This window comes from Hymenobacter glacieicola (assembly GCF_014640315.1).
GTDB classification, from domain to species: domain Bacteria; phylum Bacteroidota; class Bacteroidia; order Cytophagales; family Hymenobacteraceae; genus Hymenobacter; species Hymenobacter glacieicola.
Genome location: NZ_BMGS01000001.1, coordinates 174,110 through 187,256, shown reverse-complemented (window position 1 = coordinate 187,256; position 13,147 = coordinate 174,110). Strand labels below are relative to the sequence as shown.

Here is a 13,147-nt window from a genome sequence, read left to right as displayed (position 1 = left end):
CGACCTGTTTGTGGTATAAAAACTACTGCGCTGATTGGCGCTTGGCTAACCGATAGGTGGCAGTACTGGGAAAGTGGTCGGAGTACGGAATTTCGTAGTGCACCCAGTAATCATCCACTGTCCACTGCGGGCTGGCAAACTGGTTGTCGATGCGCACGAAAGGTAGGCGGCCGTTGTAGGTGCTGCCTACGCCGTTGCCCACGCTGGCCCAGGCGTTCTGGAAGTGGTCGGCCAGCTGGTCGTAGCTGTAGCTGTAGGGCACGTCGTTCAGGTCGGCGCAGAGGAGCATGGGGTAGCGGCATCGCTCGAAGCGGCGCACCAGCGTGTCTACCTGCCAATGCCGGGCAATGGCACCGCGCTTAAAGCGCCGCAGCAGCCCTACCCCTTTCTGCTTCAGGCCGGCCTTGCTGGAGTAGCTGTCCACAATGTCCTTCTCTTCCATGCTCATGCTCTGCAAATGGAAGCTGTACACACGGATGGTGTCGTGAGAAGGCAAGCGGATGTCGGCCCACATGGCGTGGTTCTGGGTCAGCTTGCCAAAGCTGATGGTGCCTTTGTTTACAATGGGGTAGCGGCTGAAAATGGCCATGCCAAACTCGGCCCCGGCGCTGTTGGTAACCGTCTTGGAAAGAAACGCCTGCCGCCCCGCCTGTCGCCCGATTTTGTCCACCGTGTGAAACACATTGCCGTCCTGGGAGCGGGTGCCCACCGGCTCGTTGTAGAACTCCTGCAGGCACAGGATATCGGCCGGGTTTTCGGCCACCCAGCGTACCATTTCCCGGGAGGAGTGCAGACCTGCGTCGCGCAGTTGCGGGTACACGTTAAAGATGCGCACATTGGCCGACAGCACCTTTACCACTTGGCCGGTTTGGGCGGCCGCCGCCGGGGCCACCCGGAACGGATGCACCGCCAGCCCGCGCTGAAAATGAGGCCAGGTAAGTACCGCCAGCCCCAGGGGCAACGCAGCCACCGGCCAGCGCCGCACCAGCCAGTACAGGCCGGCCAGCAGGTTGAGCGCCAGGGCAACGGGTAGTGTGAGGGCGCCGAAAATGGCCGGCCAGAAGGTGTACGCCGGAATCTGAGCGCAGGCAATAGCTACCAGCACCCACAGCATCAGCAACACGGTACACTTGAAGGCAAACGAACGACGCACGGGCAACCTTTTTCCAAGCAACAGGATCAGGGGCAAAGGTAGGAGTTCCGCCCAAGCTGACGCTACTCGCTTCGGCATGGGTTTTGGCGTGGCTTTCCGTACCTTTCTTTTCCTTACTACTTCCTGCCGATGCTTCGATCTACTACCCTCATTATCTTCTTATTAACATTCCTTCACGCTACCCAGGCGGCCGTCCCGCCCGGACCAAAGGCCCGGTTTGCCTCGCCCGTACCGGAGCCCAGCCTGGAGTTTGTGGAAAACCGTGGGCAGTGGGATGCCCGGGCCCGCTACATGGCCGAGCTGCCCGCCGGCCGCCTGTTCCTAACCGCCACGGGCTTTACCTACACCCTCGCCGACCCGGCGGCACTCCGCGCGGCCCACGAGCACACGCCAGGCCCCACCACGGCCACGCTCCGCAGCCACGCCTACTCCGTTACGTTTGAGGGCGGCAACAGCAACGCCGCTATTCGGGGCAGTCAGCCCACCGGGGAGGTGCGCAACTACTACCTCGGCAACGACCCTCGCCACTGGGCCAGCCAGGTGCCCGGGTTTCGGCAGGCCACGTACTCCGAGGTGTACCCCGGCATTGGCGTGCGGCTCTACGAAAACGCTACCCAGCAGCTGGAGTATGACTTTATGGTGGCGCCCGGGGCCAAGCCGAGCCGTATTCGCCTGCGCTACCAGGGCCCGGAGCGCGTGGAGCTGACCGAAGGAGTGCTGCGCATTCATACCTCCGTGGGCGACGTTGTGGAGCAAGCCCCGCAGGCCTGGCAGGAAGGTCCCGGGGGCCAGCGCCAGCTGGTGAGCTGCCACTACGAGCTGCAGAATGGCGTGGTAAGCTTCCGGCTGGGCTCCTATGATGCGCGCAAGCCGCTACTTATTGACCCAACCGTGGTTTTCTCCTCCTACACGGGTTCCAAAGCCGATAACTGGGGCTTCACGGCTACCTACGACGCGCAGGGCAACATGTACTCCGGCGGGGTGGCATTCGGGCCCGGCTTCCCTACTTCTCTGGGGGCCTTCGACCAGTCGTTTGCGGCCGCCATGGACATGGCCATCATCAAGTACAACACCACGATAAAGGGTAGCGCGGCCCGCCTGTACGCTACCTACCTGGGTGGGGATGCGGCCGATGCGCCCCACAGCCTGGTGGTAAACGGCAGCGACCAGCTGGTTATTCTGGGAAGCACCAGCTCCACGAACTATCCCGTTTCGCAGACCGCCTACGACCGTAGCTTCAACGGGGGCGTGGCCGTCGACCCGCTCAGCAGCGGCATCAACGGCGTCACGCGCTACGCCAATGGCTCCGATCTGGTCATCTCTACTCTGAGTTCCCAGGGTAATGCGCTGGTAGCCTCTACGTACCTGGGCGGCAGCGGCAACGACGGGCTAACCCTCAGTCCGGGCATCGTTAATAACTACGGCGACGCTTTCCGGGGCGATATTATTACGGACGGCGCCAATAACGTGTACCTGGCTTCTACCACTCAAAGCGCCGACTTTCCGGTGACCAGCGGCGCGCAAAACGGCCGCCAGGGCGCCGCTGATGCCGTCGTTGCCAAGCTCAGCGCCAACCTGAGCTCCGTACTCTGGAGCACGCTGCTGGGTGGTTCGGCCGTAGAAACGGCCTGCTCCATCCAGCTCAGCACCGACCACATGGTGTACGTGGCCGGCAGCAGCACCAGCCCCAATTTTCCGACTACCACCGGCGCCTTCTTAACCGCTAATCCGGGCGGCACCAACGGTTTCGTGGCCCGTTTTCCGGCTACGGCTAATACGTTGCAGGCAGCTACCCTGCTAGGCACCAGCGAAAACGACCTGGCTTACTTCGTGCAGCTAGACGGTAGTAACAATGTGTACGTGCTGGGCCAAACCCAGGGCCGGTACCCACTGACCAGCGGCCTGTACGGCGTGGCCGGGGGCCAGCAGTTCATTCAGAAGCTGACTCCCGACCTAAAAACCGGCCTCTATTCTACGGCCTTTGGCAGCGGCCGCCCGCAGGCGCACGATTTGTCGCCCACGGCTTTTCTGGTCGATGACTGCGAGCGGGTATACGTGTGCGGCTGGGGCGGCAACACCAACCGCAGCTTCGGCATCTCCTACATGGCCCAGCTGCCGGTAACGGCTAATGCCATTCAAAGAACCTCCGACGGCTCCGACTTCTACCTGGTGCAGTTCGGGGCGGGCTTGCGCACAATTGAATACGCCACGTTCTATGGTGAAACCGGGGGCTCCGGCGAGCATGTAGACGGGGGCACTTCCCGCTTCGACAAGCGCGGCATGGTGTACCAGGCTGTGTGCGGCAGCTGCCGGAGCACCCAGTCGTTTCCGGTGCCGCCCGGCGCCAACTACTTCTCCACCGTTAATGGTAGTACCAACTGCAACAACGCGGCCTTTAAAATTGACTTCGGCATTACCGTTGCCGACCCCGGCCCTACCCGCTACGTCTGCGTGAACAATGGGCCGGTAACGCTGGGCGGGCAGCCGACCGGCGGCACCTGGACCGGCCCCGGCGTTACGCGCCTGCCCAACGGCTCCTACCAGTTTCAGCCCACCGCGGCCCTGGTAGGACGCAATGTGCTGCAATATACCGTCATGACCACCGGCGTTTGCCAAAGCACCCGCCCCCTGCGCATGATTGTGACCCCGGAGTTAGCCATTGCCATTGCGCCAGTGCCGGCGTTGTGCGCCAATGGAACGGCCGTTACCCTGCAGGCCACGCCCGCCGGAGGCACCTGGAGCTCTACCAGAGGCTTGGCCGGCAACGTGTTCAACCCCCAGCAGGCGGGCGCTGGCACCCACACCCTCACCTATTCCTACTCCGACTCCCTGGGTTGCGGCACGGCCAGCCGGGTAATAACGGTAAACCCACTGCCCACTCCGACGGCCGGCCCCGACCTGACCTTGTGCGCCTACGAAACCCAGACGCTAACTCTTACGGGCGCTACTCCCGCGGGCGGCACCTGGAGCGGCCCCGGCGTCACGCCCGACGGCCGCTTCACCCCGCCCGATACCAAGCTGCGCGGCGGCATCTTTACCTTGCGCTATACCGTCACGGAGAATGGCTGCTCGGCATCGGCTACCCGGCAGGTAGTGTTGGCTCCCTCGCCTACCGTCAACTTTCCGCTTAGCGTGCCGGAGTGCACTAGCTTCCCGCAGTACACGGGCTTGGCGCCGTTTACCCACACCTTCGAGCCGGTGCTGACGGGCGGCAGCTACGAGTGGGACTTTGGCGACGGCAGCCCCATCAGCCGGGAAGAAAGGCCTAGCCACCTGTACGCGGCGGCCGGCACCTACACCGTCAAGCTCACGGCCCGCTACGCCAACTGCACCGTGGAAACCAGCTTCGTTCCGGTAATCGTCGGCGACGTGTTCGTACCCAACATCATTACCCCCAACCACGACACCAAGAATGAGACGTTTATCCCGCGCTTTAGCTGCCGCCCGGCCACCCTGCGGGTGTTTAGCCGCTGGGGAACCAAGCTCTACGAAACCGACAACTACCGCAACGACTGGCGCGCCGACAATCTACCCGACGGCACCTACTACTACCACCTGAAAGACGCCGATGGCCGGAGCGTAAAAGGCTGGGTCACGGTTCAGCGCTAAGGGGCAGATAGGCCTTGTTTTCAGCCTAGAATTGTATTATCTTTGCACCTGCAAACTACAACACGACAGAGGGGACGGACAGTCCCCTCTTTCTTTTATCACCCGGTGCCTCGCCTATGAAACTTGACCGTGCCCGCCTGTCGGAGATGCTGCAGGACAGCCTGCCTACCGATGGGAGCCTGTTCGTGGTGGACCTGACCGTCTCGGATGCCATTCGCCCCAAAGTGACCGTCACCCTCGACGGGGAGCAGGGCGTGGGCATTGATGAGTGCGCTCAGATCAGCCGCCGCCTTGCCCGCCGCGTAGATGAGGAGTACGGCGAAGACGCCAGCTACACCCTGGAAGTTACTTCGCCCGGCGCCGACCAGCCCCTGCGCGACGCCCGCCAGTACACCCGCCACGTGGGCCGCAGCCTTAGCCTCAAGCTCACTGACGGCACCGAGAAAACCGGTACCCTCGAGGCGGTAGAAGCGGAAGGCATTCAGCTGGCGGAGGTAGTCAAAGAGAAAAGCAAAAAGAAAACCCTCCCCGCCGCCTTGGTGCCGTTCGCCAGCATTCAGGAAGCGAAAGTGGTTATTTCGTTTAAATAAGCAAGAGCAGTTGTCAGTCACCAGTTGTCAGTTGTCAGGCCGCCATTGCCTTTGGACAACCCCACAACTCACAACCAACCGCTAACAACCCCCAATTAACATCAGTATGAACAGCAACGTCCTGATTGAATCGTTTGCCGAATTCGCCCGGTCGAAGAACATCGACCGCCCCACGATGATGAGCATCCTGGAGGAAGTGTTCCGCACGATGATTCGCAAGAAGTACGACGATGACTCGAACTTCGACGTCATCCTGAACGTGGACAAAGGCGACTTGGAAATCTATCGGAACCGCGAAATCGTGGACGATAACTCCGAGGATATCTGGGACCTGGACAAAATTCCGCTGGCCGAGGCCCAGAAGATCGAGCCCGACTATGAGGTAGGCGAATCGGTAGCCGAGGAAATTAAGCTGGAAGACTTCGGCCGCCGCGCCGTGCTCATGGCCCGCCAAACGCTGATTCAGCGCGTGAAGGACCTGGAGCGTGACAACCTCTACCAGGCCTACAAAGATCAGGTAGGCGAGGTAGTAGTAGGTGAAGTGTACCAGGTGTGGGGCCGCGAAGCCCTCATCCTGGACAAAGACGAAAACGAGCTGGTGCTACCTAAGGGCGAGCAAATTCCGAAGGACCGCTACCGCAAGGGCGACACCATCCGGGCCGTGGTACACCGCGTGGACGTGCTGAACGGCACGCCCAAAATCATCCTCTCGCGGGCCGCACCGGCTTTTCTGGAGCGTTTGATGGAGCAGGAAGTACCCGAAATCTTCGATGGCCTTATCACCATCAAGAACATCGTGCGGGAGCCGGGCGAGCGGGCCAAAGTAGCCGTAGAAAGCTACGACGACCGGATTGACCCCGTAGGTGCCTGCGTAGGCATGAAAGGCTCCCGTATTCACGCCGTAGTGCGGGAACTGGAAAACGAAAACATCGACATCATCAACTACACCGACAACCTGGAGCTCTACATTGCCCGGGCCCTGTCGCCAGCTAAGTTGACGTCGATGAAAATCAACGAACAAACTGGACGGGTTTCGGTGTTCTTAAAGCCAGACCAGGTATCACTGGCCATTGGCCGCGGCGGCGCCAACATCAAACTGGCCTCGCGGCTCGTGGGCATGGAAATCGACGTGTTCCGGGATGCCGGTGATTTTGAAGAAGACATCGCCTTGGACGAGTTCCAGGATGAGATTGAAGGCTGGATTCTCGATGAGCTGAAGAAAATCGGCCTCGACACTGGTCGCGCCGTATTGGCAGTCAGCAAGGAAGACATCGTTCGTCGGACGGAGCTGGAAGAGGAAACTGTTGAGGAGCTTTTCCGCGTAATCCGTAACGAGTTCGAGGACAACGAAAGCGACAGCCAGGAGGAAGAAGCACAAAATTCCGGCGGCGCGCAATGAGTGCGCGGCGGCCGGTACGGCAAGGGGGTTAAATAATCAAGCCGGGTGGTTTGATTTTGACCCCGCCCGGCAAGATTTAATATAGTACCTTTGCAACTGAATAAGAGTATCGTTCGCGAGCATAGAATGGCGGAAGCAGCAACCAAACGGCTGAATCAGGCGGCCAAAGACCTGAACGTTGGACTTTCTACGATTGTAGATTTTCTGGCGGGAAAAGGGCACATCATCGAAAACAAACCTACGACCAAGCTATCGTCGGAGCAGGTATCCCTGCTCGAAAAGGCGTTTGAGTCGTCGGCGCAGGATAAGATGGAGGCCGCAAAGCTCAGTCAGGCCAAGCGCCAGACGGAGCTAGACGCCGCGGCAGCTTCGGCGGCCCAGGCGCGTGCGGCGGAAGCTGCCGCTCCTAAACCAGCCCCTACCCCTGCTGCGCCGGCTCCAAAGCCGGCCGCCCCCGCGCCTCAACCCGCTCCAGCGGCTGAGGCCCCCAAACCCGCTACCCCCACTCCTCAGCCAGTGGCTGCCCCCGCTCCGGAGGCAAGCCGCGTGCCTGGCCTGAAAGTGCTGGGTAAAATTGAGCTGGATGCCAAGGGCCGGCCCGTGCCACCCCGACCGGCTGCACCAGCAGCCCCGGCTGCTCAGCCTACTCCGGCTCCGGCCCCTGAACCGGCTCCCGTAGCCACTGCGCCCAAAGCTCCTGAGGCTCCCCAACCTGCGCCAATAGCTGCGCCTCAACCCGAGGTAAAGCCTGCGCCTGCTGCCCCAGTAGCGGAAGCGCCCAAGCCTGCCCCTCAGCCGGTTGCGCCAGCACCCCAGCCTACCGCTCCCGTAGCGGCAGCTCCTGCTCCGAAAGCTCCTGAGGCACCGCAGCCTGCCCCGGCTACCCCGGCTCCAGCACCAGCTGCCGCTCCGGATGCCGCAGCCACGGAAGAAGGCACCATCGTAGCCAAGGCGGATCAGCTAAAAGGCCTGACTGTTCTTGGTAAGATTGAGTTGCCCCTTGATTCTTCGCGGCGCGGTGGTGGCGGGCGTGGTGCCCGCCCTGTAGCATCCTCGGACGTACGCAAGAGCGGCATCAGCCCTGATAAGAAGAAGCGCCAGCGCATTCCAATGAGTGGGCCCGGAACTCCTGGCCAGCAAACTGGCTCCGGTGGTCCCGGCCAACAGGGCGGCAACCGCCAAGGTGGTCCCGGCCAGCAAGGTGGTGGCAACCGCCCCGCCGGTACGGGCGGTAACAACCGTCCGGGTCAGCAAGGCGGTGGCAACAACCGCCCTGCCGGAACCGGTGGCAACAACCGTCAGCCTGCGCCGGCTCTTACGCCCGAGCAAAACGACAAGCAAATTCAGGAGCAGATCAAGGCAACGCTGGCCAAGCTCAGCGGCGGCCGTGGTGGTCAGCAGCAGAACCGCGCCAAGTACCGCCGCGACAAGCGGAACATGGCCGCCGAAGACCGGGAGGCCTTGCGCGCTCAGAACGAGCTGGATGCCAAGACCCTGAAAGTAACTGAATTCATCTCTGCCAACGACCTGGCGTCGTTCATGGATGTATCGGTGAACGAAGTAATCAAGGTGTGCCTGAACATGGGCATGTTCGTTTCTATCAACCAGCGCCTCGACGCCGAAGCCATTACTGTTATTGCGGATGAATTCGGCTACGACGTAGAATTCCTGAGTGCTGAGGAAGAGGAAACGACCATCGACATTGAGGATGCACCGGAAGACCTGCAGCCGCGGGCTCCTATCGTGACCATCATGGGTCACGTTGACCACGGTAAGACCTCTTTGCTTGACTACATCCGGAACGCCAGCGTAGCTAAGGGCGAAGCAGGTGGCATCACCCAGCACATTGGTGCTTATGACGTGATGACCAAGTCGGGCAAGCGGGTAACCTTCCTGGATACCCCGGGTCACGAAGCGTTTACCGCCATGCGTGCCCGTGGCGCCAAGGTGACGGACATTGCCATTATTGTGGTAGCGGCCGACGACTCGGTAATGCCCCAGACCAAGGAAGCCATCAACCACGCCCAGGCCGCTGGGGTACCGATTGTCATTGCGCTAAACAAGATTGATAAGCCCGGTGCCAACCCCGACAAAGTGCGGGAAGAACTGTCGGCTATTAACGTGCTGGTAGAAGAATGGGGTGGTAAATACCAGTCTCAGGAAGTATCGGCCAAAACGGGCCTTGGTATTGACGATCTGCTGGAAAAGGTGCTGCTGGAAGCCGAGATTCTGGAGCTGACAGCCAACCCGGACCGCAACGCCATTGGCACCGTTATCGAAGCCTCCCTGGACAAAGGACGTGGTTACGTGACGACCATTCTGGTCCAGACCGGTACCATGAACGTAGGCGACATCGTATTGGCTGGCCCACACTACGGCCGCGTAAAGGCCATGACGGACCACCGCGGCAAAAAGATGAAGCAGGCCGGGCCAGCTACTCCGGTTCAGGTGCTTGGTCTGACGGGCGCGCCTCAGGCGGGTGACAAGATTCAGGTGATGGAAACCGAGCGGGAAGCACGGGAACTGGCTACCCAGCGTCAGCAGCTGACCCGCGAGCAGACCATGCGCACTAAGAAGCACATTACCCTGGATGAAATTGGTCGTCGTCTGGCCATCGGCTCGTTCAAGGAACTCAACGTGCTGGTGAAAGGTGACGTGGACGGCTCGGTGGAAGCACTGGCCGACTCCCTGCTCAAGCTGAGCACGCCAGAAGTGGCCGTGAACATCCTCAGCAAAGGGGTGGGCGCCATTTCTGAATCCGACGTACTGCTGGCTTCGGCCTCCGACGCCATCATCATTGGCTTCCAAGTGCGTCCTTCTCAGAGCGCACGTAAGCTGGCCGAGCAGGAGCAGATTGATATCCGCCTCTACTCTATCATCTACAATGCCATCAACGAGGTGAAGGATGCCATGGAAGGCATGCTGGCCCCAACGGTGCAGGAAGTGGTAGTAGCCAACGCCGAGGTTCGCCAGGTATTCAACATTACCAAAGTGGGTACTATTGCCGGCTGTATGGTAACGGACGGTACCTTCACCCGCAAAACCAAGGTGCGGCTGGTCCGCGACGGTATTGTGGTGTACTCGGGCGAAATTCAAGACCTCAAGCGCTACAAAGACGATGTGTCGGAAGTACGCCAGGGTTACGAGTGCGGTATCTCGCTGAAAGGCTACAATGACCTCCGCGAAGGGGACAACATTGAAGGATTCGAAGAAAAAGAGGTAAAGCGCACCCTGTAAAACGGACGCTTTGTTGCCACCAGAAAAGCCCCAACCTCCGCAGGTTGGGGCTTTTCTGCTTTAAAGCGACTCTAGTTTGCTTCTCCGCGTCAGGGCCACAAAATTTATTTGGTTTTAAAAACCGGAACCCGCTCCCTATCTTAGATCATACGCTTGCGCCAAAACACCAGATGCACAGCCAATTATGCCTGTGGCTTCGGTAAAAGCGGACGAGTGGAGAAGCAAGGAGGAAGTGAAGTTGGGAGGAATAGGAAGTGGTTTGCAGCAGGTCGCGTGCGTAAGTTGATGTGGGGATGAGTAGGGACCTAACCTATTAGGGGCGGGAACCTTGGAAATATGATTTTCTAGCTTGGCAACCACTCGGTTAGCTTTTGCATCTTTGTTGGGCAGGCTTCGTTTAACGCTCTAATTCGTTCGTATGAAGCGTATTTTACTTTTTACTACCCTGGTGGCAGGGGCAACCTGCTGCGGGCAGCTGCTGGCAGCCCGCCAACTAGTACCGTATGCCCCAAGTGAGGTGGCGCCCTCGTCACGGGCCCTACCCTACCCGGGTAGTAACAGCTTCAGCGCGCTGAAAAAGCCAGCCGGCTCGGCGCTGGTGCGCCCGGTTACTGCACCCGGGTACTCCACCTTTTACTCAGCCAGATGGCCGGCCCTGGCCCGTGCGCGACATTAGTTTTACAACTACCTAGAGCAAGAAAAAGCCCCGCTACTGATGCAGCGGGGCTTTTTCTTGCTCTGTGCTCCTGAGGATTAAAAGAATAAGAAGTGCTTCTTTTTCTTGTGAGTCAGTGGTTTGCCCTTGGGGTCTACGAAACCCGCGGCCCGGGTTTGCCCGCGCTTCTGGCGAGCCGTGCCTACTCGATTATCCTTGAACTTGCGCACGGTAAAGCCTCCAGCACCCTTCTCAAATTGCCGGGCAGGACCCGACGAGCGCCCGAAGCTGGTATTGGCGGTGCTCATGCCCGAACGAGCCTCCAGAATTTCGAGTTGCTGGTCGCGCTTGGCCTCATCGGGGTTCATGCTCATGCGCTGCTGCATGCGGGCAATGTCGGTGGCGGAGGACTTGCGCTTTTTGCGCAGCCCCTGCTCATTGCTTCGCTGCGTCTGGCCCGAGTAAGCGGCGCTGGCAGTACTCTGGGCTTTGGCAGCCGGCGTTGTTACTACCCCAACGGCGGCTACGATAAGGGCGAAAAACAGCTTCTTCATGGACAGGTGAGGTGGTAAGAACCGGTAAATAAACGACGTACGCTATGGCAGTAGTACAACCCGGTTTTGCGCCCAACGGGTGCGTGGTAAAGTTAGTTCAAAGCAAGCTGAAACTTGCAAATCAGCCGTTTAGCTACGCTTGCCTTGGTGCTAAAATCAGCATGTTTCTCTGCCCCAGTTGCAGTGCTTGACTTGTTACCCGGCCTAAAGCAAGTCTCAAGCCAAGTAAGAAGACGGGCCACGCGTTTCAGCGGCAGCTTACATCATAAGCTGCAAACCTATCCACTGTAAGCTACACGTGGCGCAACAACTCGGTGGTGCGCTGTCAATTACCGGCCAACGCTGCCTGCTCCTCGGTCGTTGACATTTCCTTAGGGGCGGCTACGCAGAGCGTCACGGATATCCATTAGCAGCAGTTGCTCCTTGGTTGGGCCCGGGTCGGCAACTACTACCTGCTGGGGCCGCTTGAATCGGTTGGCAATTTTCACGAGCCAGAAAATGGCAAAGGCCATGAGCAGAAACACGATAATAGCGTTCAGGAACAACCCGTAGTTAATAGTAGCGGCCCCCGCCTTTTTGGCCTCCTCCAGCGTTCTGTAGCTCGTGCCGTCGAGGGCCAGAAACCATTCCTTGAAGTCAAGGCCACCCGTCAGTATGGTGAGCAGGGGCATCAGCACGTCGTCCGTGAGCGACTTCACGATGTTGCCAAAGGCGCCCCCAATGATGACCCCAACTGCCAAGTCAAGGACATTGCCCTTGGAAATAAATTCTTTAAACTCGGAAACAAAGCTCATACGACGGAAGTGTTTGGGAGTAAAGGGAAAGCAAGGATTGGGGTAAATATATATTTTTAATAATGTAATCCTTTCCCGAGGCTGCGTAAGTGAACACGCCTGGTAGCGGCTCTTGGCAGCAGCGGTTTTCGCATCCTGAAACCGGGGTAGCCGCCATTAGCGGGAGGTAGCCGGGAAGCTGACTTGGTAGTCTAGCCGCGCCGTAATTCATCCTATCTTTACCCGCTCATTGTGCCCACTCGCCTCTTTTGCTATGACTTTCACCAACCTGCTCTACCACCTGGACGCCGAAACCGGCATCCTGACCATCACCATCAACCGCCCCGACAAGCTTAATGCCTTGAATGCGGCCACCATCGAGGAAATTCGGGCCGCGGCCCAGCAGGCCCTCGACGATACTGCCGTGCGCGGCATTATCCTGACGGGTAGCGGGGAGAAGTCGTTTGTGGCTGGAGCGGATATTGCGGAGCTTACCCAGCTTGATGAGGTTTCGGGGCGCCAGGCGGCCGTGCAGGGCCAGGAGGCTTTCCGCCTGCTGGAAGAAAGCCCGAAGCCGGTTATTGCGGCCGTAAACGGCTTTGCTTTGGGCGGGGGCTGCGAGCTGGCCATGGCCTGCCACATGCGGATTGCCTCGGAAAATGCCCGTTTTGGCCAGCCCGAAGTAAACCTGGGCCTGGTGCCCGGCTACGGCGGCACCCAGCGCCTGACCCAGCTCATCGGCAAAGGCAAAGCCATTGAGTTGCTGCTGACGGCCGACATGGTTAAGGCCGACGAGGCCCTGCGCCTGGGCTTGGTCAACCACGTAGTGCCCCAGGCGGAGCTGCTAAGCTTTACCAAGCAACTGCTCGGCCGCATCCTGACCAAGGCGCCGCTGGCGGTGGGGTTGTGCCTCGACTGCGTGGATGCCTACTACGACAAGGACCGCCAGGGCTACCAGAGTGAGGCCGATGCCTTTGCCCGCTGCTTTAATTCGGATGATTTTCGGGAGGGCACGTCGGCCTTCCTGGAAAAGCGGCCGGCCAGCTTCACCGGCAAGTAGCAGCTGGCTACCTCTGCCAGCGGCCCAGAATTTTTTACTGATGTTACGGGACCGGGGTAGTCATTTGCCGTGCAGGCAGTGGCCGCCCCGGCCTTTTCCTGCCCGCTTGGCTTTCCT

The 13,147-nt window shown here is 59.7% G+C and carries 8 protein-coding genes; 5 read left to right on the top strand and 3 right to left on the bottom strand.

Going from position 1 to position 13,147, the window contains the following annotated elements; genetic code table 11:
* Window positions 1-22: 22 nt before the first annotated feature.
* On the bottom strand, window positions 23-1,153 hold the full coding sequence (locus tag IEW18_RS00760; RefSeq protein WP_188555913.1) for an endonuclease/exonuclease/phosphatase family protein: 1,131 nt from the start codon (window positions 1,151-1,153) through the stop codon (window positions 23-25).
* Window positions 1,154-1,282: 129 nt separating this feature from the next.
* On the opposite strand from IEW18_RS00760, the gene IEW18_RS00755 reads away from it, so the two are divergent.
* From IEW18_RS00755 to infB, 4 genes are all read left to right on the top strand, one after another.
* Window positions 1,283-4,762 carry a DUF7948 domain-containing protein gene (locus IEW18_RS00755; protein ID WP_188555912.1) on the top strand — a complete coding sequence of 1,160 codons (3,480 nt, stop codon included), beginning with the start codon at window positions 1,283-1,285 and terminating at the stop codon, window positions 4,760-4,762.
* A 116-nt stretch (window positions 4,763-4,878) separates the two neighbouring features.
* Window positions 4,879-5,352, top strand: a complete 474-nt coding sequence (gene rimP, locus IEW18_RS00750) for a ribosome maturation factor RimP (RefSeq protein WP_188555911.1) — start codon at window positions 4,879-4,881, stop codon at window positions 5,350-5,352.
* A 106-nt stretch (window positions 5,353-5,458) separates the two neighbouring features.
* Complete coding sequence (gene nusA / locus IEW18_RS00745; RefSeq protein ID WP_188555910.1) at window positions 5,459-6,751, top strand: transcription termination factor NusA; 1,293 nt, start codon at window positions 5,459-5,461, stop codon at window positions 6,749-6,751.
* Between the two features lie 126 nt (window positions 6,752-6,877).
* Entirely contained in the window at window positions 6,878-9,988 is a 3,111-nt protein-coding gene (gene infB / locus IEW18_RS00740) for a translation initiation factor IF-2 (RefSeq protein WP_188555909.1), read from the top strand.
* A 753-nt stretch (window positions 9,989-10,741) separates the two neighbouring features.
* On the opposite strand, the gene IEW18_RS00735 is transcribed toward infB, so the two are convergent.
* Both IEW18_RS00735 and mscL read right to left on the bottom strand, forming a co-directional pair.
* Window positions 10,742-11,197 carry a hypothetical protein gene (locus IEW18_RS00735; RefSeq protein ID WP_188555908.1) on the bottom strand — a complete coding sequence of 152 codons (456 nt, stop codon included), beginning with the start codon at window positions 11,195-11,197 and terminating at the stop codon, window positions 10,742-10,744.
* A 371-nt stretch (window positions 11,198-11,568) separates the two neighbouring features.
* Window positions 11,569-11,991 carry a large conductance mechanosensitive channel protein MscL gene (gene mscL, locus IEW18_RS00730; protein WP_188555907.1) on the bottom strand — a complete coding sequence of 141 codons (423 nt, stop codon included), beginning with the start codon at window positions 11,989-11,991 and terminating at the stop codon, window positions 11,569-11,571.
* A 253-nt stretch (window positions 11,992-12,244) separates the two neighbouring features.
* On the opposite strand from mscL, the gene IEW18_RS00725 reads away from it, so the two are divergent.
* Entirely contained in the window at window positions 12,245-13,030 is a 786-nt protein-coding gene (locus IEW18_RS00725) for an enoyl-CoA hydratase/isomerase family protein (RefSeq protein ID WP_188555906.1), read from the top strand.
* Window positions 13,031-13,147: the final 117 nt, after the last annotated feature.